General features: G+C 59.4%; 21 protein-coding genes. 13 read left to right on the top strand and 8 right to left on the bottom strand.

All coding sequences use genetic code 11. The annotated features are described in order from the left end of the window. Positions 1-47: 47 nt before the first annotated feature. The 5 genes from FJ960_RS15030 to FJ960_RS15050 all read right to left on the bottom strand — a co-directional run bounded on the left by FJ960_RS15030 (position 48) and on the right by FJ960_RS15050 (position 5,036). Positions 48-1,247 carry a mandelate racemase/muconate lactonizing enzyme family protein gene (locus FJ960_RS15030; RefSeq protein ID WP_140714990.1) on the bottom strand — a complete coding sequence of 400 codons (1,200 nt, stop codon included), beginning with the start codon at positions 1,245-1,247 and terminating at the stop codon, positions 48-50. A gap of 12 nt (positions 1,248-1,259) precedes the next feature. Then, positions 1,260-1,586, bottom strand: coding sequence for an NIPSNAP family protein (locus FJ960_RS15035; RefSeq protein WP_140505846.1), 327 nt, complete (start codon positions 1,584-1,586; stop codon positions 1,260-1,262). 101 nt (positions 1,587-1,687) lie between these two features. Beyond that, the gene (locus tag FJ960_RS15040; protein WP_140714951.1) at positions 1,688-3,046 is read right to left on the bottom strand and encodes a mandelate racemase/muconate lactonizing enzyme family protein; all 1,359 of its coding nucleotides are present in this window, start codon (positions 3,044-3,046) and stop codon (positions 1,688-1,690) included. 56 nt (positions 3,047-3,102) lie between these two features. Further along, on the bottom strand, positions 3,103-4,269 hold the full coding sequence (locus FJ960_RS15045) for a mandelate racemase/muconate lactonizing enzyme family protein (protein ID WP_140714953.1): 1,167 nt from the start codon (positions 4,267-4,269) through the stop codon (positions 3,103-3,105). A gap of 56 nt (positions 4,270-4,325) precedes the next feature. Then, the gene (locus FJ960_RS15050) at positions 4,326-5,036 is read right to left on the bottom strand and encodes a GntR family transcriptional regulator (RefSeq protein ID WP_140714955.1); all 711 of its coding nucleotides are present in this window, start codon (positions 5,034-5,036) and stop codon (positions 4,326-4,328) included. Positions 5,037-5,220: 184 nt separating this feature from the next. Between FJ960_RS15050 and FJ960_RS15055 the strand changes: the two genes are divergently transcribed. The 6 genes from FJ960_RS15055 to FJ960_RS15080 all read left to right on the top strand — a co-directional run bounded on the left by FJ960_RS15055 (position 5,221) and on the right by FJ960_RS15080 (position 11,690). After that, positions 5,221-6,699, top strand: a complete 1,479-nt coding sequence (locus FJ960_RS15055) for a sugar ABC transporter substrate-binding protein (protein WP_140505853.1) — start codon at positions 5,221-5,223, stop codon at positions 6,697-6,699. Positions 6,700-6,776: 77 nt separating this feature from the next. Further along, positions 6,777-7,736: a sugar ABC transporter permease gene (locus FJ960_RS15060; RefSeq protein ID WP_140714957.1), complete on the top strand. Its 960-nt coding sequence runs from the start codon at positions 6,777-6,779 to the stop codon at positions 7,734-7,736. Then, a complete protein-coding gene (locus FJ960_RS15065) occupies positions 7,733-8,623 on the top strand; it encodes a carbohydrate ABC transporter permease (RefSeq protein WP_140714959.1) in 891 nt (296 codons plus the stop codon). Before FJ960_RS15060 ends, FJ960_RS15065 begins: the two co-directional genes overlap by 4 nt. 10 nt (positions 8,624-8,633) lie before the next feature. Then, on the top strand, positions 8,634-9,731 hold the full coding sequence (locus tag FJ960_RS15070) for an ABC transporter ATP-binding protein (RefSeq protein WP_140714961.1): 1,098 nt from the start codon (positions 8,634-8,636) through the stop codon (positions 9,729-9,731). 31 nt (positions 9,732-9,762) lie between these two features. Further along, positions 9,763-10,926 (top strand): mandelate racemase/muconate lactonizing enzyme family protein, encoded by a 1,164-nt coding sequence (locus FJ960_RS15075; RefSeq protein ID WP_140714963.1) that lies wholly within the window; start codon positions 9,763-9,765, stop codon positions 10,924-10,926. A gap of 23 nt (positions 10,927-10,949) precedes the next feature. Further along, a complete protein-coding gene (locus FJ960_RS15080) occupies positions 10,950-11,690 on the top strand; it encodes a ribonuclease activity regulator RraA (RefSeq protein WP_140714965.1) in 741 nt (246 codons plus the stop codon). Positions 11,691-11,828: 138 nt separating this feature from the next. On the opposite strand, the gene FJ960_RS15085 is transcribed toward FJ960_RS15080, so the two are convergent. From FJ960_RS15085 to FJ960_RS15095, 3 genes are all read right to left on the bottom strand, one after another. Further along, a complete protein-coding gene (locus FJ960_RS15085; protein ID WP_140505863.1) occupies positions 11,829-12,263 on the bottom strand; it encodes a hypothetical protein in 435 nt (144 codons plus the stop codon). 722 nt (positions 12,264-12,985) lie between these two features. Then, positions 12,986-13,693 carry a Crp/Fnr family transcriptional regulator gene (locus FJ960_RS15090; RefSeq protein ID WP_140505864.1) on the bottom strand — a complete coding sequence of 236 codons (708 nt, stop codon included), beginning with the start codon at positions 13,691-13,693 and terminating at the stop codon, positions 12,986-12,988. Positions 13,694-14,211: 518 nt separating this feature from the next. Next, the gene (locus FJ960_RS15095; RefSeq protein ID WP_140714966.1) at positions 14,212-14,802 is read right to left on the bottom strand and encodes a hypothetical protein; all 591 of its coding nucleotides are present in this window, start codon (positions 14,800-14,802) and stop codon (positions 14,212-14,214) included. 414 nt (positions 14,803-15,216) lie between these two features. Between FJ960_RS15095 and FJ960_RS15100 the strand changes: the two genes are divergently transcribed. From FJ960_RS15100 to FJ960_RS15130, 7 genes are all read left to right on the top strand, one after another. Beyond that, a complete protein-coding gene (locus tag FJ960_RS15100) occupies positions 15,217-17,313 on the top strand; it encodes a polysaccharide biosynthesis tyrosine autokinase (RefSeq protein ID WP_140714968.1) in 2,097 nt (698 codons plus the stop codon). Positions 17,314-17,327: 14 nt separating this feature from the next. After that, positions 17,328-17,888, top strand: coding sequence for a transcription termination/antitermination NusG family protein (locus FJ960_RS15105; protein WP_140714970.1), 561 nt, complete (start codon positions 17,328-17,330; stop codon positions 17,886-17,888). A 378-nt stretch (positions 17,889-18,266) separates the two neighbouring features. Next, positions 18,267-19,898: a hypothetical protein gene (locus FJ960_RS15110; RefSeq protein ID WP_140714972.1), complete on the top strand. Its 1,632-nt coding sequence runs from the start codon at positions 18,267-18,269 to the stop codon at positions 19,896-19,898. A gap of 189 nt (positions 19,899-20,087) precedes the next feature. Continuing rightward, positions 20,088-21,308, top strand: a complete 1,221-nt coding sequence (locus FJ960_RS15115) for a glycosyltransferase (protein WP_140714974.1) — start codon at positions 20,088-20,090, stop codon at positions 21,306-21,308. 127 nt (positions 21,309-21,435) lie between these two features. Further along, on the top strand, positions 21,436-22,806 hold the full coding sequence (locus FJ960_RS15120; RefSeq protein WP_246672826.1) for a polysaccharide biosynthesis/export family protein: 1,371 nt from the start codon (positions 21,436-21,438) through the stop codon (positions 22,804-22,806). A 205-nt stretch (positions 22,807-23,011) separates the two neighbouring features. Further along, entirely contained in the window at positions 23,012-23,890 is an 879-nt protein-coding gene (locus tag FJ960_RS15125) for a sulfotransferase (protein ID WP_140714976.1), read from the top strand. 325 nt (positions 23,891-24,215) lie between these two features. Continuing rightward, positions 24,216-25,124: oligosaccharide flippase family protein (locus FJ960_RS15130; RefSeq protein ID WP_246672831.1), on the top strand; the 909-nt coding region annotated here is incomplete at its 3' end.

Below are 25,124 nucleotides of genomic sequence, written 5' to 3' on the forward strand. Positions count from 1 at the left end.
TTTGAAGTATGCCCTTGGTCGATGAGATCGAGGCCCACCGGCGCCAATCAATCGAAGAAGCCGGCATCCTCCGCCAGCAAATACTTCCTGGCGCCTTCGACGTCGATGTCGAGACCTAGCCCCGGTGCTTCCAGCAGATCCACCATGCTGTCCTTCACGATCTGCTTGGGCAGGCCGATGACGATGTCGTTCCACCAGGGGTCCGAGGCGCTGGGATATTCGAACGCGACATAGTTGGCGGGCAAGGTGGCGCAGACATTGATCAGCGCGCCTAGGCCCAGCAGGCCGTTCGCGGTGCCGTGCGGCGCCATCAGGATTGAGTGCATATAGGCGTGCTCGGCGACCCATTTTAGCTCCGCAATGCCGCCAATGTCGGCAGGATCGGGGCCGATGACGCGCACCGCCTGCGTCTCGATCAGCTCCTTGAAATTGTGCCTGAGGTAAATCTGCTCGCCGGTATGGATCGGCGTCGAGGTGGAGCTGGTCAGCTCCCGGTAGGCCTGCGGATTGACCCACGGTACATAGTCGCCGGTCAGCATGTCCTCGAGCCACATCAAATTGTATTTCTCGACCGCGCGAGCGAACTTGATCGCATCGGGCAGCATCCAGCCCGGGCCGCAGTCGAGTGCCAGGCTGACCTTGTCCCCCAGCACTTCCTTCATCGCGATCACGCAGTCGAGCATGTGGTTGAAACCACGTTCGCTGATCACGCCCTGATCCATCGCACCATGATAGCCGGCCTTCTTCTGCGTCACGCCGTAATGGAAGTCCTCGATAGTGTCCTTCATGTTGGAATGGAACGAGATTCCTTGCTTGACCATGAAGAAGTTCTGCGGCTGCTCCATCATCCATTTGACGTCGGCAGCGTAGTCCTCCGGACGGTCGCCCGTGCGCTTTTGGCGGATCGAGCCGTTGTAGACGCGCACCTTGTCGCGCACCTTGCCGCCTAGCAGCTTGTAGGCCGGCACGCCAGCGGCCTTGCCGGCTATGTCCCACAGCGCATGTTCGATGGCGCTGACCGCCGCACCATAGGGCTTGAAAGAGCCGCGTTGGCGGATCTTCAACATGACCCGCTCGACGTCGGTCGGATCCTCGCCGATCACGGCCTCGCGGAAATGCAGCACCCATGGCTTGAGATAAGGCTTGGTGTACTCGACCTCGCCAAGGCCGTAGAGACCTTCGTCGGTGACGATACGGACGATGGGATGTTTGCCGATTACGGCGCACCGCAGGTCGGTGATCTTCATCATGGCGCAGTCCTATTTCACAGACGAGAACGCTGTCGGCGTGAGCAGCTGGCTGCTGATATTGGCAATGATCTGCCCGTCGCGCTCAGACTCGTCCCGGGCCCTGTGCCATGCCGGATCGGTGACGAAAGCCGCCCATTTCGCCTCACGCTCGGCCAGCGATTCCCAGGCGAGGAAATAGGTGAGGCGATTGCTGTTTTCGCCGATCGCCGTGGTGAAAAACCCGGCTTGGCGGATGCCATGCCTCTCCCAGATGGCCAGCGTTTGGTCGGAAAAGCGCTTGAGCAAAGTCGGCAGTCTGCCCGGCAGGCAGTCATAGATACGCAGTTCGTAGATCATGGTTTCGTCCGTTTCTTTCTTCGCCTCTCCCTTGGGAGCAGTCGACACGAATGGTCGGTCGTTGGCCCTGTGAGCCTGGGAATGAGGGCAAGGGGTCTGGGCTAACTCCAGGTCCGGTCCCAGCTATATTCATTGTCCCAATGCTCGGTGGATTGCCATATCCCCGTGACACCGGGCTGCAGATGCTGGGTGAGCACCTCGTCGATCACATCGTCTATGCCCAGCCCCGGCTTGTCGGACACGGTGATGAAGCCGTCCTTGACAAGCGGCTTGGGCAGGCCGGTGACGATATCGTCCCACCAGCCGACATCGGCGGAGTGGTATTCGAGCGCCATGAAGTTCTCGGTCGCGGTGGCGACATGCGCGGCGGCCATCGCGGCGATCGGACTTTCGGCCATATGGATCGCCATGGCGACACCGTGATCCTGCGCCATATCGCCGATCTTCTTGGTCTCGAGAATGCCCCCACTGGTGAGCAGGTCGGGGTGGATGACCGAGAGGCCGCCGCTCTTGAGCAGCGGCTCGAAGCCTTCCTTGAGGTAGATGTCCTCGCCGGTGCAGATCGGCACCGTGGTAGCCTGCTGCAATTGCCGGTACTGCTCGGTGTATTGCCAGGGGATCACGTCCTCCAGCCATGCCGGAACGTATTTCTCGATACGGCGCGACAGGCGTATACCATCCTGCAGCGAGATGTGGCCGACATGGTCGATGGCAAGCGGGATCTCGTATCCGATGACCTCGCGAACCTCGTGGATATACTGCTCGAGCAGGTCTATCCCCTTTTCGGTGAAATGCAGGCCTGTGAACGGGTGCTGCACGTTCTGCGCGTCATAAGCGAGATTGCGGGCCTTTCGCTCCTCGAACGAGCCACCGCGGCCGCGCGGGTTGCCGTGAAACCCTTCGAGCGCGCCGGCGGGTGCGACCACGGCGCCCGGGACATGGGCGATCTGCATCAAGCCCAGGTCCATCTTCAAGAAGGTGAACCCGCGGCCCATCCGTTCCTTGAGGCGCTTGCCGGTTTCGGTGCCGCTGGGTTTCTCGGCGTCGGTATCGCAATAGACGCGCACGTGATCGCGAAACTTGCCGCCCAGCATCTGGTAGATCGGCACGCCATAGGCCTTGCCGGCGAGGTCCCACAAAGCGATTTCGACCGCCGAGACGCCGCCGCCCTGCCGGCCGTGCCCACCGAACTGCTTGATCCGGCGAAACAGGCGGTCGATGTCGCACGGGTTCTCACCAAGCAGCCGGCTCTTGAGCATCAGAGCGTAAGTGGCGCTGGCGCCATCGCGCACCTCGCCAAGCCCAACGATGCCCTGGTTGGTGTAGATCTTGAGCAGCGCCGAGGTGAACGGCGCGCCGACGATTTCGGCCACCCGCATGTCGGTGATGCGAAGCTCGGACGGCTTCGAGTTGGTGTTGACCCGGTTGAGGGCCTCGTCGGCTCCATCCGTCTTTGGCATGACTTATCCCCGTTCTGATTTGCAGGCTTGTCGCCCGCATGCTGCCGATAACGTTGCTAGCCCAGTTCGATCTCATGGGCTTGCAGGTAATCGCGGTTCATCTCGATGCCGAGACCCGGCCTCAACGAGAGCTTGAGGCTGCCGTTCGAAACGTCGAGCGGCCTGTCGATGAGATGATCGTACTTGCCCAAGTTCCACTCCGACGTTTCGAGCTTGTAGAAGTTCGGAACGGTCATCATCACCTGTGCTCCCGCGACCACGTTGATCGGCCCGGCGGCGTCATGTGGCGAGACCGGGATGTAATAGGCTTCGCAAAGAGCGGATATCTTCTTGAGTTCGGTAATGCCGCCGGTCCAGGTGACGTCGGGCATGATGTAGTCGGCGAGCTTGTTCTCGAGAACCGGCACGAAATCCCACTTCGTGTGGCCGCGCTCGCCCCACGAGATGGCCGCACTGACCTTCTCGCGCACCTGCTTGAGGGCGTTAAGGCTTTCGGGCGGGCACGGCTCCTCGAACCAGTCGATCTGGCCAGCTTCCTCCAGGCTGCGACAGAGGCGAATGGCGGTCGGAACGTCGAACCGCCCATGCGCATCGATGAGGATGTCGACATCGGGTCCCGCCGTTTCGCGGACCAGAGCCGTGAGTTCGGCGGCCTCGCGTTCGTCCTTGCGGGTCATGCTGCCATCGAGATAGCCGTCCCGCTGTTCGCGCGACACACCGCCGGCACCGCGACCCTGGTGGGGGAAAGGATCGAACTTGAGAGCAGTGTGTCCGGATTCGACGATGTCCAGGATTTCGCGGACCACAGCATCCTTGCTGGTGAATTTGGCCTGGTTGGGGTGGGTGTAGAGCGCGATTTCATCACGGACTGGCCCGCCCAACAGCTCGTAGATCGGCTTGCCGAGAGCTTTGCCCCTGAGATCCCAGAGGGCTATGTCGATAGCGCTCACGCATTCGACCGCGGCGCCACGACTGCCCATATAGGTGAAGCTGCGGAAGATCTTGTGCCAGAGATACTCGATGCGCGCCGGATCCTCGCCCGTCACCGCGGCTCCGATCTGTCGAAGGATCGTGCAGAGGGCGCGGTTGGCGAGCTTGGTGGTGGTGGTGATCTCTCCCCAGCCGCTCAGCCCCTCGTCTGTCGTCACCTCGACGAACAGGAATTCCCCCCAATAAGAAGCATCGGACTTGATCAGCCACGGCCGAACGCTCGTGATTTTCATTTCAACTACCTTTGCCAGTGAGGGTCAGCCACGATGTTCCAGACCTGACCCTCGTCCTATCCGGCCCGAGCGGCGTTGCGCGCACGCATGTGTTCGAGAACATGCCGGCCGGAACCCTCGACATGACGGGAGATGAGTTCGGCTGCCCTGTCTGCCTCTCCCGCCTTGATGAGCGCAATGAGTTCGCGGTGCTCGCGAATGATCGCGGCACGCCGCGCGAGCGTGAAATTGAAGCGTCGGCTCACCGCTCGCAGCACTTCGCGATGCTTCCACCAGAGCTCGGCGGCATGGCGGTTATAGTGCCGCTGGTACATCACGGTGTGAAAGGCGGTATCCAGCTCACTGTGCCTGAATGTGTCGGCAAAGTTGTTCTCTTCAATCAGGCCTTGGATACGTTCCAGTTCGGCGATGTCCTCGCCGGTGGCCATGCCCACAAACCATCGCGTCAAGGCTGGTTCGATCAGAACACCGATCTCGTAGATGTCGCGGACAAAGTCCTGATCAATGGGCCTTACACGCGCGCCGCGATTGGGAGAAAAGATGACGAACCCCTCGCCCCGCAACAGTTGCAGGGCCTCGCGCACGGGGTTGGTCGAAGTGCCGTGGCGGCGCGCGAGATCGGTGACGACAAGCCGTTCGTTGGCGGCGAGCCGTCCCTCGATGATGTCTTCCCTTATTAGTTCGTAAAGGGAGGCGCCCTCGCTGGAGGCTCCGATGGCATCGATCCCCGGAGGTGGCTTTGCTTTGAAATCGTCTGTTTCGGCCAAGGGCCGGCTCCCCAGATTGATACACAGTCTGTCCGATATCACGCACGGTTCCCATAAACAATGTACGATCCTGTGCGTTGACAGGCAATCCATGTTCTGAAAACGTACTAAGCGGTCGAGAGGATACACCGTACTGAAAGAACCATCCTCGCGATCGCAGGGCGGAGAACCAGGGAGGATACCTATGACGAGAATCATGCTCGGCAGTGCGGTCCTGCGCGGCACTGTCGCCGGTATTTTGACGGCATCACTTATGTCCAGCTCAGCGCTGGGTGCGCCACCGGTCGACCTGAGCAAATGGTCGCCTGAATATGTGCGCTCCATCGCGGGAACACAGGATTTCGACACGGCCGGCGATTGCGCCAAGGTCACGCCGCTGGATTACAAGGGGCGACTGACTTTCTGGTATCAGGGCGTGTTCGAGGGCGATCCCGACCTGCTGCGCCAGTACTACAAGGATTTCTTCGAGACTTTCCGCAAGACCTATCCGAACATCAAGCTCGAGGAACAGGCCCTCACCTATAACGACCTTCTCGACAAATTCCGCACCGCGCTCCTGGGCAATGCCGCGCCGATGGCGGTGCGCCTGCAAATCCTGGGTGGCACCGAATTCGCCTCGAAGGGCTATCTGCAGCCGCTCAAACCAGAGGATGTCGGCTATTCGACCGAGGATTTCTGGCCGGGCGCCATGAAGGCCGTGACCTGGGATGGGGTGACCTACGGCATACCGACGAACAACGAGACGATGGCGTTCATCTGGAACGCCGACATCTTCAAGCGCGCGGGTCTCGATCCGGACAAGGCTCCGGCAACATGGGACGATGTCGTCAAATATTCCAAGCAGATCCATGACAAGCTCGGCATTGCCGGCTACGGCCTCGTGGCTCGCAAGAATGCCGGCAATACGCCCTATCGCTTCATGCCGCAGCTGTGGGCCTATGGTGGCGGCGTCTTCGACGAAGCCACCGCGAACCCGACTTACAAGGAGGTGGAGCTCGACAGCCCGCAGAGCAAGGCGGCGCTGCAAGCCTCATACGACATGTATGTCCGCGACAAGTCGGTTCCGGTCTCGGCACTTACCAACCAGCAGGCCGACAACCAGCCTCTGTTCGTCGCCGGCCAGTTGGGCATGATGATCTCGCACCCATCCGACTACAACGTCATGCTCGATCTGCAGGCAAAGGCAACGGGCACCGACAAGCAGAAGGCGCAGACCGTCATCGACAATATGCGCTACGGCCTGATCCCGACCGGCCCCGACGGCAAGCGCGCCGTCGTGTTCGGCGGCTCGAACATTCACATCCTGAAGCCCGAATACGTAGAGGGCGGCAAGGTGGACGAGCCGGCCGCGAAGGCGATCATCTGCATGTGGACGAGCCCGGAATGGTCGCTGAAGATGGCCTATGCCGGCTCGAACCCGGGCAACCTCAACGGCTTCAAGACCAAATGGATGAAGGAACGTCTGGACCACATCAAGTTCCTCGATGTCACGACCTCGATGCTGCCGTATGGCATCCCGTTCCCGGCGCTGCCGGAGTCGCCCGAGATCATGAACATCATCGTCCCGGACATGCTGCAGAATGCCCTGACCGGAGCGATGACCGTCGACCAGGCAGCGGACGACGCGGCCAAGAAGGTGAAAGACCTGATGGGCGGACTCTAGTCCGGACCTGACCTCCGATCTGGCCGGCTGCACCGAGAGTGCAGCCGGTCCATCCCGAAGAACAAGGGCACGCCACAGTGACGATCGTGACCGGCAAGGCCGAGGCTCGCCGAAAATCGCAACCCGGCAGGTCCGGCGCGTTGCGGAACATCTGGGAGCATCGCGCCGACTACGCATACGTGCTCCCCGCGATCGCCGTGATGCTCGTCGTCATCGCCTATCCGATCTACTACACGATCGAGCTGTCGTTCTATAAGACGCCGCCCGGCCTGCAGCTCCGCGACAAGACCTTCATCGGCTTCGACAACTACACCACCATCCTCACCAGTGAGGTGTTCTGGAAAGTCACCTGGAACACTCTGATCTGGACATTCGGGTCGACTTTCATCTCCTTTGTCCTGGGGTTTGCCACGGCGCTGGCGCTGCACCGCGACTTTGTCGGCCGTGGCATCCTGCGTGCCATCCTGATCATTCCCTGGGTGATCAGCGCGGTCGCCGCCTCCTATATCTGGAAGTGGATCTACCATTCGGATTTCGGCATCATCGGCGCGGTGCTGGTGGGCCTTGGATTGACCGACCGGCCGCCGAATTTCATCGACAACGTCAGCACGGTGCTCCCCGCCCTGATCGTCGTCAATATCTGGCGCGAGTTTCCATTTGCCATGATCATGATGATGGCCGGCCTGCAGACTGTACCCGACCAGTTGTTGCGCGCCGCGAAAGTCGACGGGGCCAATGCATGGCAGCGTTTCTGGCACGTCACCTTCCCGCACTTGCGCAACGTCTCGGTGGTGACGATCCTGCTGCTTGCGGTGGCCAACTTCAATTCCTTCATCATCCCCTGGATCATGACCGCGGGTGGACCATCGAACGCATCGCATATCTGGATAACCCATATTTACGAGCTCGCCTTCGGCCGGCAACGCTGGGGCGTGGCATCGGCCTATTCGGTGCTCCTGTTCCTCATCCTGATGATGCTGGGCTACTTCTACATCCGTGCGCTGAGCGGCAATGAGCGGAAAGAGGGTGGCGCATGAGCACGATCGCCGAGACAGCCTCTCGAGGCCAGACCCATCGCCGCATGCGCGTCGACGGATGGCGGTGGGCCGGGCGCATCTTCCTTCTGTTCATGCTGCTTTACACAGCGCTGCCGATGATCTGGATGCTGATCACCTCGATCAAGTCGGGCTTCGCGGCGACGCAATTCCCGCCGCAATGGTGGCCGGACGAGCCCACGCTTGCCAGCTACCAGAAGCTGCTCGATCCGCAGAACAGTGTCGGCCAGGACTTCCTGCGCTTCTTCTGGAACAGCCTGTTCGTGTCGACCGTCACGACAATCCTTTCGGTGATCGTGGCTGTTCCCGCGGCCTATGCGTTTTCGCGCTTCACTTTCCCGGGCCGGAACTTCCTGTTCTTCGCCGTGCTGCTGCGCAACATGTTCCCGGCAGTGATCTTTCTCGTGCCGCTCTTCATCCTGATGCGCGCGATCGGGCTGGTGAACACGCATGGCTCGCTGATCCTGACCTACCTCACCTTCGGCCTCCCCCTGGCGATCTGGCTGCTCAAGGGTTTCTACGACAATATCCCGGTGCAGCTCGAGCAGGCGGCGCGCATCGACGGGGCAACGCGGCTCCAGGCCTTCATCATGATCGTGATGCCGCTCTCGACATCGGGGATCATCGCCACCGCGATCTATTCCTTCATCGGCGCGTGGAACGAGTACATCTACGCCTACACCTTCCTCTCCAAGAACGACCAGTTGACGCTGCCGGTCGGCATCCAGCGCTTCTTCTCGGAAAACACGACGGACTTTCCGGGCCTGATGGCGGCGAGCTTCATGATGAGCGTGCCCGTCGTGGTGCTGTTCCTCGTCCTGCAACGATACTTCGTACGCGCCCTGACAGAAGGCGCGGTCAAGCATTAGGGAGTTGCCGATGGCCCACGTGGTCCTCAAAGATCTCGTCAAGACCTACGGCAACTTCAAGGCCGTCAACGACGTTTCGCTGACGGTCAATGACGGCGAGTTCGTTGCGCTCGTCGGCCCTTCAGGCTGCGGCAAGACAACCACGCTCAATCTCATCGCGGGGCTGACCCCGATCACATCGGGCGACATCGTCATCGGGGAACGGGTGGTCAACGATCTCGACCCCAAGGACAGGGACATCGCAATGGTGTTCCAGAACTACGCGCTCTATCCGCAAAAGTCGGTCTATATGAATCTCGCCTTCCCGCTGCAGATGCGCAGACTGCCCAAGGACGAGATCGACAAGAAGGTCAAGGAAGCGGCGCGCGTGCTCGACATGACGCACCTGCTCGAGCGCAAACCGCGTGAACTTTCGGGCGGCCAGCAGCAGCGCGTGGCCTTGGGCCGCGCCCTTGTGCGCGACCCCGCCGTGTTTCTCATGGATGAGCCGCTCTCCAACCTCGACGCCAAACTGCGCGTACAGATGCGGTCGGAGATCAAGCGCTTTCATCAGGACCTCAAGGCGACGATCATCTATGTGACGCACGACCAGCTCGAAGCCGTGACGATGGCCGACAAGATGGCGGTGATGAACGGCGGCTTCCTGCAGCAATACGATTCACCGGCGCAGGTCTTTGCCCATCCGGTGAACATGTTCGTCGCCAGCTTCATCGGCAGCCCGGCGATGAGCCTTATTCCGCTGGAGGCATCGACGGCACCGGGCGGTACCGTGTTGACCAGCGCGGACGGCTGGAGCCTCGGGCTCTCGCCGCGCAACGTTCAGAAGGTCGCGCGGGCGACAACCCGGAAAATCGTGCTCGGCGCACGTCACTCCACGATCAAGCTGCACAAGAGTGCGGTGCCAGGCAGCATCCCGGCCAAGGTCTACACAGTGGAACCAACCGGAGACGTCACCTTCGTGCAGGCGTTCCTGTCCGGCGCCGTCGTCAACGTCAGCGTGCCGCCGAACATTGCCGTCGCGCCCGACGAGCGGATCTGGCTCGAGTTCGACCAGGAGCGGATGCATCTGTTCGACGGCGAAACTGAAATGGCCCTCGAGGCCAGCTGAGCAGGCGGATGCGTGTGGAACGTGGGCGTGGATGACTACGAAGCTTAAGATCACCGCGATCAAGCCTTATCCGGCATGGGTGGGAACGCGCAACCAGATGCTGGTCAAGGTCGAGACCGACCAAGGCATATTCGGCTGGGGCGAGAGCGGCCTGAGCGGACGCGAGAAGGCCGTGGCCGGCGCGGTCGAGCACTATCGCGAGTTCCTGGTCGGCCGCGACCCCATGCAGATCGGGCGCATCTGGCAAGAGGTTTATCGCAGCCAGTATTTCGAAGGCGGGCGGGTTCTGCAGGCGGCGATATCCGCCATCGACATCGCCCTTCACGACATAAAGGGCAAGGCGCTGGGGGTGCCGGTCTACGAGTTGCTGGGCGGGAAACAGCGTGACCGGATCCCCACCTTCGCCTCGACCGGAGACGAGGCCGAGGGCGACATTGCCATCGAGCGGGCCCGCGAGCTATGTGCGCAGGGCTGGCAGGCCATCCGCTTCTTTCCCGCCGGGCAAAACAGCAGGGACATCTTCGAGCCACGCCAGTCGATCGGCGCTACCGCGAGCATGCTGAACAAGGCGCGCCGGGCGCTGGGCGACGATGTCGTCCTCGGCATCGACTATCACCACCGGCTGTCGGTGGCGGAGGCAGCGAGCTTCTGCAACAAGCTCGACCGCGGCGTGCTCGATTTCCTCGAGGAGCCGATACGCGACGAGACGCCGGAGACCTACGAGTCCCTGCGCACCATGACCGACATCCCCTTTGCCATCGGCGAGGAATTTGCGAGCAAGTGGCAGTTCCTGCCCTACATCGAGCGCGGTATCCACCAGTTCAACCGGCTCGATATCTGCAATGTCGGCGGGTTCACCGAAGCGATGAAAGTCGCCGGCTGGAGCGAGGCGCATTATGTGGACCTGATGCCACACAATCCGCTTGGTCCAGTCTGCACGGCCGCGACCGTGCATTTGGCCGCCGCGGTACCCAACTTTTCGTGGCTCGAGACCAGGGCGCCCGAAGCAAAGCTTGGCTTCGACAATTCCGAATTCTTCCCGGTGCAACCACGGCTCGACGGCCCCGATTATCCCGTCAGCGATCTGCCGGGGCTCGGCGTCGAGGTCAACGAAGAGGCGGTCCAGGCGCAGAGCTTCCGTTTCTGGGAAGCGCCCCACCTCAAGCGCCGCGATGGTTCTGTCACGAACTGGTAGTTCCCTTTCAATCGGAGTCCACAATGACGCATACTTCCGACATCACGCGGCCGCCCAAGGATCTGATCGACGCGCTAAGGGAGATCGGCGCCGCGACGGTTGCCGGCACGCTTGGCCATATGGGCTTCCGCAATCCGCACATGGTCGGCCCGGTGGCGCAGAACCACGGCAAGTCGATCGTCGGGCCGGCGCTGACGCTGCAGTTCATGCCGCAGCGACCGGACCTCTTCACCGAGGGAGAATATGCCGATCCGGAGACGCAACTGCACCGGCACGTGCTCTACCACGCACAGGCGGGGGATGTGGTCGTGGTCGACGCGCGCGGCGACATGAGCTCGGGCGTCTTCGGCGATATGATGTCGACGTATTTCAAGGGCAGAGGCGGCGCGGGTATCGTGATCGACGGGTGCATGCGCGACCGGCCCAATGTCGAAAAGCTCGATCTGGCGCTATGGCTGCGCGGCTGGACGCCCAACTACCATGTGCAAACCAGCATCTATCCCAACGCCGTCAACGTTCCGATTGCCTGCGGCGGTGTCACGGTGATCCCCGGCGACATCATCGTCGCCGATGATGACGGGGTGGTCGTGCTGCCCGTCGCAATGGCCGCAAAGGTGATCGAGGAATCCCAAAAGCATCACGACTGGGAGGAATTCTCGCGCATGAAGCTCATGGAGGGCGGGTCGTTACAACGCTATTATCCGCTGCACCCAAGTGCGAACGACGAGTATGAAGCTTGGCGGACAACCAACCCGAAATTTTGATGGACTGACGAGGTCATGGGATGCCCCTCCAATGCAGGCAGCCGCACGTCGCCAGAACATTGTCGGCGCGATCCAGTAGGTCATGTCCGCCGCCTTATCGGCGATCATGACTGGGAGCGTGCGTTGGCTGCTGTACGGCTACCCGCGCTCGACCAGCCAAACAGATGCCAGCCGGGTGAGTGGGCCGATGATTACGCCAGCCCAGGTGGTGTCTCGCGCTCGTCGATCTTTGTATTCTTTGCGGATTATTTTTTGTACTTCAGAACAGCCCACCGCCGTAAGTATCCAGCTGTTTAGCTGAGACGATTTCCTCCACATTGGGCTGTCGCCGTCCGGGGGGCCGATCGACAGATTGAGACGCTCCGCCTTCCGGACGAGCCGCCGCGTTTTTATCTCTGCAATCTGTTCATAGTATAGTAATGTTTCCCAATAATGTCGGTACTGAGCCTTTTCCCGCTCCACAGGCGTGCAAGCATTTGCCAGGTCGACGTCATAGGCGTGGTCGAGCGTCTTGATGGTTCGCCGGTACGCCTCGATTTCCAACAACTCTCTGATTTGTAACGGTATGGTCATACGACCTCTCAACCCCCGCAGCCAAAAAGAATGCTACGGCCCGGTATGGCGTCCAGTCCATTCGACTACTTGGATGAGGTCACAACGCAAAAGAACTAGACGCGCCTAGCTGACCGATTGAGACGGAGGCGTGTTCGCTGTGTATGCGACGGTTGGAATGCGCAGGGGTATCATGATCGATGTTGTGGCCTCCGACGACAGGCCTGGTTTGAGGCGATCGCGGCAGCATGACGGCTACGCCCAAGTCGACGACCTGCGTATGGCGGTGGCAGGAAGGGTTCACGGCCGAGGCGTCGACGATCTGCGGCGCCCCTAGCCAGGGACAGCGACCGACAACCGAGCCGGAGCTTCCGCAACCATATCGTCAGACGGGGGCACTGATAGCGCACGCCTCCCGATAGGAAATGTGCCATCGACCGAAGTATCGGGCACCACAAATCGCTCTAGAAAAGAGTCTCGCCAAGACGGAGGGCGTACGATCCCGTCTGTATTTCCCTGACCTGGACACCACCGATTGGCGTAATTGCCTGGTTGCAAGTATGCGTTAGATTGACCAGTACGGGTGCGTAGCGTTAAGCCCGCCGCAGTGGCCGGTGCGGTCTTCACGTCCCCGGAAGGCTGCCCCTCCGCACCGGCCATTTCCTTTACGGCTCTGCATCGCCTACGGCTCGGTCGTTGAGCCTCGGCGAGGTCGGTGCGCAGTTGAGACCGGTTTTGCGCCATCAACTCGAAATGTAAGACCGATCAAATCCGGCTATTTTGATAAGTCCCGCGTGGTCATGCAACTCGACCACACCATTGCGGAACGAAACCAATCCGTTTTCTCGCAAATCCTTCAACACGCGACTTACATGCACAGCAGACAGCCCCAACGCGTCGGCCAGCTGGGCCTGGGTCAGCGGGCATTCAAAGCGCTGCGGATAACCTGTGACCGATCTATGTGCGCGGCAGCCCAGTTCGAGGAGAAGGTGAGCCGTGCGTTCAATAGGTCCTCTTCTACTGACTCCCGCCAGATGTTCGGTAACCCTTGAGTACCGCCGTGCCTCAGCCAGCATGATGGCCTCGCAAATGGACGGCGGATAGCGCGAAAAACATGTATGGACCGGACCCGTCAATTCGATCGCGGTCACGTCCGAGAGAGCCGTTACCGTCTCGCTCCCGTCTCCGCAGAACTCGATGAAGGCAATTTCGTGAGGGAGCGCAAAATCGACGATGAGACGAGAGCCATTCCGCAGCGTTTTGGCGAATGCGGCCCACCCCGCGGTCATAACTAGGATAAAGGATCTAGCCTGATACTCCCGTGCAATCGTCGTGTTCGCCGGATAAAGGCGCCGGACAGCGCCAGGCAGTACAGAGATTCCCATTTCTGAAATTGGTTCAGCAAGGGTAGGCTCCCTCGCCAATCCAAGAGCCTGCTTTGATAAGCTCATTTTGTGTGATTACCCCAGCCGTGATCGTCCCTCAGGTCCAAACTACCAGCTACATATAAAGTTCCATTTATAGTTTCATCCGAATGGAGGCGCAACCTACCACCGTTGGGCACTATCTTACCACCTTCGGAGGATATCGGCATGCAGCAAAGGTCATAAAGAGCCGCAATGCCTGCTGGGGCCACTCATGCCGGTACAGCGCTGAAAGCCAAGAGCGTCGGGCGCACTGGGCCAGTCGGGGGTCACGATTTTCATTGTTTTGGCCGCGGCACCTTTATTCCGCTCGGCAGCGGTGCGGTCCATCGGCAAGGATTTGTGACGAACCAGCTGCCGTGCATCTCCGCCGAAGCCGGCTCTTATGATCTCTACCGGATCGACTTCTGCAAGTAGCCCGTGGGTCCGCCAGCAGCAACCCTGTCGCCCGCAGTTGACCTTTTCCTTTGGACTGCGCGCAGCCGGAGCATCAGCGCTAGCTGGCGGTCACTTCACTTGGCTGAAACTATCCAAGGCAGACCTACTCAACTTGACACCAGTCTTGTTCGACGTCTTTCTTCTGAAAGAACGTCGGATCCTGTTGGTGGAGTTAATGCCGAAACCGCCGATCCCACTGGCGGATCTAGCGGTTGGAACTCTTGCCAAGGAGGCCCAGGGATCACCTGCGTCCCACTTTCGAGACCCTCTGTCATGCCCCCCGCAACGACCGGCTCCATTGTTCTAGCTGCCGGTTTCCGGCGAAGCCGCGAGGTCGAGGGGTGCTTGGCCTTGTAGGTCTGGCGTCTTTCCTCGGCAACTTCCAGGTCATCGAGTACCGATATGGCCGATGCAAGGCGATTTTCGATTTCGGCAAGTCGCCTGCTGGTGGAAATCAGGGCAACTGAAACCAGCAAACTGTAGGCGAGCACGACAATGGCTGCTCCTGCGGGGCTTTCGATGCCGAACACGATCAAGGCCCCAACTCCAATAAAAAAGGCAAGGGCACCATAGCCCAGCAACCGGCCCTTGTTTAGAAGAAGCATCAACGGCCAGGTTGCGGACAGCATCAGAATGGCTAACGGTCTGTTGACCGCCCAATCTACAAGTCCCGGAACAATGTCGCTGTAAGTGTCCATATCAACCTCGAAACAAACGGGGCCGGCCGGCCTCTTCGTCGTGTGGGAGCGTAGGCCGTCCCGCGCGCGCCGGCTCGGTGGCCGCGTCATAGAGCACCCGGACGAGCGATAGATGTCCCTGCGAACGTCCTAAGGTCTGAAAGGCTCATCGGGTAGACCAGATCGACCTTTAGCCGAATTACTACTCAATAATGGTAATGGCGGCGGTGTGCGCGAAGCTGTTATGTTTTCGGCTGACCGGCGACGCGATCGTTGGTGGGCGGAAGCGATTTGTACATGCCGGTGGCGGGGTGCAAACCCTGTCAGCAGTCTCATCGCGCCTAACAGGCAACTGCCCAAACAATTTTGAAGTGAAGCACATTCAGCCGACGCTGAAGGGTGGGCGTTGTTCTGTTGATCGCTAAGGATTCGGCAATGGCAAGTTCAATTGACAGTCCGACCATGACCAGAGAATTACTGCCGCTCGACGTGCGGGAGATTCTTGATTTCTTTCTCCGCCGCTGGAAGCTGGTGTGCAGCATTGCTGTAATCACCTTCGCCCTATTTGTCGCCGCCGCTTATCTCCTTCCACCATCCTACACGGGCGTCGCACAAGTCTTACTCGATTCCCCGGTCGACTATATGACCCCGCAGGATTATTCCAATTCTGATTTTGCCGACAATTCGACATTTATCGAAAGTCAGATTGCAGTTCTGAGATCCGCCTCGCTCCTTCAGAAGGTCGTCGACAGCGAAAAACTGACGGAAGACCCGAAGATCGGGCCGGGGGCATTAATATGGCTACAGGGCGCCCTTGGGGTTTCGCGTGTCGGATTGGCGGATGTTATTGAGATCTCGGTGACCGCCTACGACCCGGGGAAAGCAGCATCGCTGGCGAACGCAATCTCCCAGGCCTACCTCGCTGATCGAGTAAGGTCCCGTTACGAAGGGGCCAGGAAAGCGTCCACATGGCTCAGTGAGCGGGCTGCATCTCTGCGAGCGGAACTGAGCCTTTCGGAACAAGCTGTCCAGAAGTTTCGGATCGATCACAATCTATTGGCGACACCAGCAGGCAGTTTGACTGATCAGCAGCTGTCTGAATTGAATGTCGCATTAATCACCGCACGCGCCGAATTGTCGGAGAAACGGGCACAATATCAACAAGTTGACAAATTGCTGACTAGCGGAGGCGACATCCAGTCGATGCCGGACGTCTTGCAGTCCGTGGTTATCAGCGCGCTTCGGGCCCAGATCTCTGGAGTGACACGGCGGGAAGCCGACCTTAAATTGAAATATGGCGATCGGCATCCGGATGTCCTGGCGGCGCAAGCCGAGCGCCGCGACATCGAGGGGCAGATTACCGCCGAAGTCCAGCGTCTCATCGGCAATCTGAAGAATGAAGTGGACGCTGCCGAGGCCCGGGAAGCTTCTCTCAGCCGAGCCTTGAATTCGGTATCCAACCGATCCGAAGTCGAAGGTCAGGTTGGCGTGCAGTTGCGCGACCTAGAAAGGATTGCCGCCGCGAACAAGGAGCTGTTTGAGACATTCCTTTCACGCGCCAAGCTCACCGAGGAGAAGTCTACCCTGCTGAACAGCGGCGTGCGCGTGATAACCGATGCGGTTATTCCTGCTTCGCCAAGCTTTCCGAACAGGCCTCTATTCGCGGCGTTGGGACTTGTGCTCGGCTTCTTCGTCGGGGGCGCAGGCGCCGTTCTTCGTGAACTTTTCGCTTCCGGCTTCTTGGCAAAGAAGCAGATAGAGGAAGAGCTGTCCGTTCCGGTTCTTGCATCCATCCCACGGATGGCGGGCTGGTCGAGAGACGCCCAGTCCCAAGCCCAACCTGTGGCTTATCTCGAGCGCAGACCGCTATCTAGGTTTAGCGAGGCCGTGCGGCGGCTCCGCCTGGGCATTGATGCGACGCCCGAACAGGCCCGCTTGCCGCGCCTTATGCTGGTGACATCGGCGATGCCCGGCGAAGGAAAGACAACCCTGGTATTGAGCTTGGCCTGCTCCGCAGCGGCCGACGGCGAACGGGTTCTGGTCGTCGATGCGGACTTGCGGCTTTCGGCCACCACGGCCTTCTTCGGCATGGCAGACAAGGTCGGGCTGGTCGACCTTCTGACGTTGCCGGTAAAGGCAGCAAACGCAATTCATCTGGACGAACGCTCGGGGATATCCCTGCTCCCCGCGGGCGCAAGGACCCGGAACCCGCCTGCCCTTCTTGCTTCGGCACGGATGCGCTCGGTTCTCGAAGAGCTTCGCGGAAAGTTCGATACGGTGATCGTTGACGCACCTCCTGTTGGAGCTGCGGCCGACGCCACGATCCTGGCGCGGTATGTCGACAAGGTCCTCTTTGTCGTGAAGTGGCGCGAAACCGCGCGCGAGGCCGTTGCAGAAGGAATTCGACACCTTGGCGGTCGGTCGAAGATTGCCGGCATCGCCCTGACAATGGTGGACGAACCAAAGCTGCCAAAATATGGCCGATACACGTCCCTCGAAAGTAGTGTCTCGGACAGTTACTATCTCAACTAGAGAAATGTTTCGCCATGCAGCACGCTGAATTATACCATGATCGCTGCCCGGAGCCGGTTGGAAAGACTTACGGCGGGGACCTTGCGCGTTGGTACGTTGTCCAGACGCACCAACATTCCGAGAGCTTGGCGGAGCGGCACCTGCTATCACAAACCTTCCGAACATACCTGCCCAAGCGAAGGCGAACCGTTCGCCACGCTCGCATCGTCAGAACCGTCGCCAGTGCGTATTTCGACTGCTATCTGTTCGTCTCGCTGGCTGCTCAGCAGAGTTGGTACCCGATCAACTCAACCGTCGGCGTGCGAAGACTTGTCATGAGCAAAGGAATGCCGGTCCCCGCGCCATACGGCGTGATCGAGTCCTTGATAGCCGCAACAGACGACGACGGAATTTTGCACCCCGATATCTTATTGAGGCCAGGTCAAAGAATCCGAATCATAGATGGACCGTTTTCGGAACAGCTTGGCGTTCTTGATCATGTTGGAAGTGCTGGAGCAGTCAAAATTCTTCTTGATATAATGAACCGCTCGATTCCGATCACGATCGACCGAGATAAACTTTCGGTTATATCCTGAATTCTATACGTTAATTTTCGTATAATGTCTTTTTGTCGGAAGATGCCGAAACCACCCGGCAAAGGAAGGATGAGTTGGCACCCAATTCACCCTCGATGCGGCAGCTTGCAAGGTAACATCCAAGGCTGCAGGCCGGCGTTGAAAACATTGGGTGCTGCGTGTCAACGAAATCAGCGCCAATAGGTTGGATATACCTCGCCGATACGATGACCGGCGACGATGAGCGAATGACGCTCGACGCGATCAACCAGGGGAAACCCCTTGCAACCTTCACGTAAATCCAAACCCGGAAGCTACCGTCCGACGGATCCCGGAGAGCCTCGGGACGGCCTGCAGCCGCAACAATATCGTCGCTGGGTTCCAAAAGGCAAGGCAAGCATGCTGGTCGAAGCGTTGACGCCGGGGGTGAATGTTCCAGCGCCAGCCAGGGTGGTTGCGGCGAGCTCGTCGATCAACAAAGCAGATCCCGGTGTTTCCCAAACCGACGCAAGCGCCTCCTTGCTGCCCCTCGAAACAGTCCCGGCCCTCCCGATCGCTATCGAACTGTTTCGAGCATTCAATGAGAGCGGCCTGAAGTACGGAATAATTCAGGATCTCGCATCCCTGCAAAGCGGACTTGCGGGCCGCGATGACCTGGATCTCCTTCTGGACAAGCACGACTACCCGGTCTTCTGCTCGATCGTGAGCAAGCTGCACGGCTGTCGCAGCGTGAGCCTGTCTTGCTACGACAATGTCTGTGCCGGCCGGGAGGACTGGTTCCTGCCTGACTTTCCAAATGGCCGCTATCTCCACCTCGACATGCATATCGGGATCCGTGTCGGCTGGGAATTTCGCAAGCGATATCCGGTATTCGACTATGCGGCGATTACACGATGGGAGTCGATTTGTGTGGATGGGGTGTCGATTCCAGTCGTCTCACCCGAGGACGAGATTCGAATAACCATTGCCCGCTTCGCCTTCCGGACCTGGGCATTGCCTTGGCGACAGTGGATCACCGTCGGTGGTGGTTGGAGGGAGCAATTTGCACGCCCGCCACTTCCGTCAGGCCAGCAAGGCTTGGGTGTCGCGGAATACACGCTTGGCGGCGGCAGACTGGCGAGCTGCAGGTTTCTGCAAAGCGCAGACGGTTTGATGGTAAACCGCAGAGATCTTGCCAGACTCCGGCGTTCAATCCGTGAAGCCTGCGGTTTTACAGGAGGTTACGGGATCGCCGATGCCGGCGTTCATCTGGCCCGCAAGACCTCATATCTGGCGTTGAGGTCCCTTCAGCGCCTGATGCCCGGCACATTCCCACCAAAGAGGCGGCCTGCGGCTGGCGGCTTTGTAGTGGCGCTCGTCGGCCCTGATGGCATGGGAAAGAGCACTCAAGCTGATCGGCTGACACGGATATTTCGATGGAAATTCGGGTGTGCGCAAGCATATGTCGGAATCGGAGACGGCAATGGGTGGTGGCTCCGCAAGGCGTTGCAGACTCTGGTTTTTCCCTACAGACGCCGCCTAAAGTCGTTGGCCCAGCACGACGGCAACAATTCCTTCAGCCGAAATTGGTCGAAGGGAGGACTCGCCGCTGCCGCGCTGGCATTCTGGGCAGTCTTGATCGCGTTAGAGCGATACGCTGTCGTGAAACGTGCGCATCGATGGGCTACGCGCGGCCTGATCGTCATTTGTGACAGGTGGCCGCAGGCGCTGTGTAGCGGATATCTGGACGGGCCAACCGTCCCACCGCACCTCTTCTCCGTCCCCGGCCTGTCGGTTCTCGCCCGCCTCGAGCAAAGGCTCTATCAAAAGATGGCAGAATGCCAGCCACAACTCACTTTGCATCTCGTTTCAGATTTTGCCGTCTCCGAGCAGCGCAAGCCGGGAGAGATCAGGAAAGAAGCGTTCGATGCGAGGCTATCGCTGATGGCGGAGTTGCGAGACAGGGACAAGAACATCCGAACCATTGACGCGAGCGCCGGCATAGAGGCGGTCGGCCAGGAACTGTTCAGGCATATCTGGTTGTCCTTCTGAGAACAGCTGGCGACTTAACGCCGGCATTCACCACAGCAGACGCGCTGGCCAGCTTGCCACGATCGCGCCAAGCAACAGCCGATCCAGGCCGTGCCAGGGAAGCCGCCGAGGAGCCCTCAACGCTCCGCCTCCAGGCGCTCGCTCACCCGGATGCGTCTCCCCGGATTCATGTTCCCTGAGGTATAAGCAATGAAGATTGTTCATGTGCTCACCAGACTGCTTCGGGCAGGCTCCGAAGAGAACACATTGGCCTGTTGTCTCGCTCAGGCGCGGCATGGCCACGAAGTGCTTTTGGTTCACGGCCAAGAATACGATCCTGGATTACGGGCGTCGGTCGCCGGAGCCATCAGGGTGGTGACACTGGAAAAACTGATCAACTCGATTTCGCCATCCCGTGACATTTCCGCATTCGGGCAACTCACTCGCCTTATACGCGATTGGCAACCTGACATCGTGCACACACATCAAAGCAAAGCCGGGATCGTCGGTCGCCTTGCCGCCAAGGAAGCCAATGTCCGTTGCATTGTACATGGCGTGCACATTTTACCTTTCGTGCATGTGGGCAACGCGCAGAGGCTCATGTTCCTGGCTGCCGAACGCCTGGCCGCGAAAGTCACGCGCGCTTTCATCGACGTCAGCCAGGCCATGCGCGACATTTGCATCGCCAATCATTTGGGCAGTCCCGATCAGCACCACGTCGTCCATTCCGGTTTCGATCTGACACGCTTCGCGAACGCGCAATGGCCGCAGGAGCCGCATCTGCTCCTGGGAACGGCCGCCGGAGAGCCTAAGCCGCCGGTAATCCTTATGCTGGCCGCACTGGAACCGAGAAAACGCCATGTAGAGTTCATTGAAGCATTTGGGCAAGTCGTCGACCGAATCCCAAACGTGCGACTGATCCTAGCCGGTGAAGGGCCGACTCGGTCCGCTGTTGAAGCGGCGATTGAACGATCCCCGTTCGCCAACAACGTTCGCATGATCGGCTACCATTGCGAGCCTGAACGACTAATCAGCCTGGCCGATGTATGTGTTCTGACGTCCATGCGAGAAGGACTGCCTCGGGTCGTAATGCAGTATCTGGCGGGTGGTCGAGCCAGCGTGGTCTCGCACCTGCCGGGCGTGGAAGAAGTGGTGAAGCATGGCGTGAACGGAATTGTGACGCCAGCAGAAGATGTTGGCGCCGCAGCGGCGGCGATCGCCGACCTTCTGCAAAATGAGCGCTATCGCGCTCAACTGGCTGCCAGCGCGAAATTCACCGACCTTTCGTCATGGGGGATGGATGCCATGTGCGACAGGGTCGAGTCGATTTATCAGTCCGTTCTTGAGTCGGCTCTCTCAGCCGCAAGGCCGAATGACCCGCGAATTCGCGATGGCCTCGCCAAGCAGACCGTAGGACTGCACGGATTTTGATCCCTTTTGCTCCTTCGACGGAGCCCAGATTTCCAAGGCTTAATTCTCGACAACGAATACCTGCCGTGACGTTCCGCCGATGAATGTCGACTGGTCCTGACGGCAGCATGACAACGGGAGTACGACGATGCGTTTGCGTGCCAACCAGCAATTTCCATCCAAGCCTTCTCTGCAGGATTGGTGCCGATGGCTATTTCCAAGATCCGGACCCGTGGCCGGCCGCATGCTCGCAATGATTGGTGGCCTCGCCATTGCCGTGGTTCTGCTCGCGGCAGACGCTTCCCATGCCGATGGCTACACATTCGACACCGGCGACGTCCTGCGAGTATCCGTGATTGGCGAGACAGCCTATCCTCTGGAAGTCGTGGTCGATGATCGGGGCTCGATATCACTTCCCATGTTGGGTGATGTCCAAGCCCGCGGCCTCAGCAGCGTTGCCCTTTCGCAGGCCATTCAGCGTGCATTCCAGCAGCAGAAGCTCATCCTCGAGCCCTACGTGAAAGTGGAGATCGGCCAGTACCGGCCATTCTTTATTTCCGGGACGGTTGCTCATCCAGGATCGTACCCGTTTCAACCCGGCATTACGGTTCGCCATGCACTCGCCATAGCAGGCGGCTTTCGGGCTACGACCGCGGGAAACACGGAGCCGGCCCTGCAAATAGCGGATCTACGCAGTGCGCGCGCAGGTCTGGCGATCGAGGAATACCGTCTGAAGGTTCGGCTTGCCCGGCTCCAGGCGGAAAGCCGACAGGACAAATCCTTCGTTGCCCCGCCGGATCCGCCAGTCGAGTTTGGCGTCCACTTGATTGACGACATCGTAGCATCCGAACAAGCGCAGTTGGACGCCCGCCTTGCCGCATATCGGGACGACATTTCCTACCTTGATGTCTCGTTGGAGCGGGCCAGGAAGGAAGCGGATATGGTCGCTGCCACTCGAAAGGAACGGGAAAAGACCGCGGACATTCAACTCGAGGAACTGCAGTCTGCCCGGTCATTGCGGGAAAAAGGCCTGGTCACCAATTCGAATGTCATGACGGCCGAACGAGCACATACCAGCTATCGCGCCGAACTTTCGCAGACCGAGCTGCAGCAGGAGCAGGCGCAGCAGGCGATGCTGACCGCTGAAAGCGAGCTGCGAAAAAAGAAGCAGAGTTATGAAATGGACTTGATCTCGCAGACCCAAGACACGCAGGTCGAGTTGGGGAAAATTCAAAGTCAAATAAGGTATGTCGCCGACAAGCTTCTCTTTATATTTACATATGGCGAACAGAGGACCTTCGACGACTTGCAAGGCTCCGTGAAGATTTCGATCTTCAGGCGCGACCAGAAAGCCGCCCACGACATCGTCGCGGATGAAAACACGGAAGTCAGAGCTGGCGACGTCATTGAAGTCTCGATTGTGGCCAACAAAGGGTTCTACGCCCCGGACACTTCCGGAACAACGGCGATCCCGAATGCGAAAGGCCCGGCGCTTCAGCCAAGCCTTATCGGTCAATAGCAAGAACACATGCCCGCTTCCTCGGTCACGGCTTCGCTTCAGGCTGCGGCCTCACTCCGCAACGATCGTGGGTTCGTTGGGCCATGATCGGGCGGACCTTTGAGGGACCAGATCATGCGTGCGTTCAGAGAACAGTAGCGGCGCGGCAGAGCTTTTCACGCCGGTCGGCGCGATCCTGGCTAACCTTTAGAGACGGAGACCTCTCATGACAGCAACAGAGCTGAAACCTCCGATTTTCCTGATCGGCAACTATCGGTCTGGAACCACAATCGCACAAAAATTAATCGGGCTGCACCCCGACATCGTCACCTGGTACGAGCCGAAAACAGTGTGGCTATACGCCGATCCGGCGCGGCGTCATGACGAATTCGTCGAAACCGACGCTACTGATAGGGTCGCTCGCTACATTCGCGGCAGATTCCTTGAATATCAGTCGCAACACGGCGACAGACAGATCATGGAAAATACGCCTGCCAATGTCCTGCGGGTGCCGTTTGTTCACAAAATATTTCCAGACGCGATATTTCTCTATATAACGAGAAATCCTTTTTCTTACATAAGCTCGATGGAACTTAAATGGCAGCGAGCTAAATCTTTAAAAGGTCTAATACGTCTCCTGAAGATGACGCCCGTGTCACAGATTCACTATTATGCAAGGGACGTTCTGAAGCAGGTGGTCACAAAAAGGCTGCTGGGGAAGAAATACACATCGATCTATGGGCCACGATACAACGGGATAGATCGGGATTTAAAGGAGAACGAGAAACTGACGGTGATCGCGCGCCAGTGGGCGCGCGGCAATCGAAAGGCTCGCGAAGACCTCGCCAAGCTGGGCAATGGCCGCGTTCTGTCTTTTCGCTACGAGGATTTGATACAGGACCCCGAGTTGGTCTTGCGGCGAATCTATGAGCATTGCGGGCTGAACTGTACTGACGATATCGTCCACAAGGCCAAGGAGATGATCGATCCCGGCCGCCAGCAGAAGTGGCTCCGCCTCGAAAAGAAGGATTTGACGGCGATCATACCGGAGATCCGGGACGAGATGGAGTTCTATCGCTACGAAATCCCTCCGCTCCTTCAATAGGGAAGGCGCGCTGGGCGGGCAAGCGAGACCGCTGCCGAGCGCCCTTGATGACCTCATGCGATCACGCAACTGCAAAATAGGTGCGGTGAAGCTGAGTGTCGAAGGGCACGGATGACCCTTACGCCGTCATCCCGGCAATGACGAAAATGACCATGGCGCCGATGATCGCGGGCGCATTGCCGAGAATCGCCTGCGGCTCGGCGGATCCAGTAGGACGCAGTGGTCGCCTTTTTGAACCGGCCGACGAGTGGAGAGAGATGTGAGCAACAATCGGCGGGGGCTGGCAAAACAGAGTGTCGTGGGCATGTTCTGGACGGCCCTGTCAATGGGCGCCCTCGCGGTCGCCGAGCTTGTCGCACTTCTCGTCCTGGCCCGATTGCTCTCGCCCAATGAGTTCGGCCTTTACTCCGCAGCGCTGATCGTCATCAAGTTTTCGGCGATCTTCCAGGGACTTGGCATTAGCCCCGCAATCGTCCAGCGCCCGGTCCTGGAAGAACGACATCTTCGGGTAGGGTTCACCTTGTCGTGCCTCCTCGGCCTTGTTGTGTCCGCCCTGGTATGGGCGATGGCACCGGCAATTGGCGGTCTGCTTCGGCTCTCCGATCTTGCTCCGATCGTTCGTGCCATCTGCTTTGTGTTCCTTTTCCAAGGCGCTTCCATGGTGGCATTGGCCGCAGCGCAGCGCGCGCTGCGGTTCCGCTGGCTGGCGCTCGTCGACGCCTGCGCCTTCGCCGCTGGCTACGTCGTTGCCGGTCCAATACTGGCTTGGCTCGGCTTCGGTATCTGGGCCCTTGTCGGCGCGCTCCTGATCCAGCAATTCATCCGCATGGTCGTGCTGCTCGCCGGCCAGCCGCATCCGATGCTACCTTTGCTGGAACGCCGCGCCACCGTCGAGTTGCTTTATTTCGGAAGCGGTTTCACCATTGCCCGGATATGCAATTACCTCGCCACCCAGGCGGACAGGCTTGTCGTGGGCCGCTGGCTCGGGGCAGATGCGCTTGGCCTGTACGGCCTGTCGTCACAGCTGATGACGACGCCGGCGGTCATCGTCGGCCAGGTTCTCGATCGAGTGCTGTTCCCGACCATGGCTCTGGTCCAGGAGCAGCCGGCGCGGCTTGCTCGTGCCTATCGCAGCGCGGTCGCGGGTTGCGCTCTGCTGGTCCTGCCGGCCAGTGTGGTCGTAGCGATCGTCGCGCCGGAGTTGGTTGCGGTCATTCTCGGGCGGGGATGGGTG

It is taken from the genome of Mesorhizobium sp. B2-3-11 (genome assembly GCF_006442215.1).
In the GTDB taxonomy this organism is placed as follows: Bacteria; Pseudomonadota; Alphaproteobacteria; order Rhizobiales; family Rhizobiaceae; genus Mesorhizobium; species Mesorhizobium salmacidum.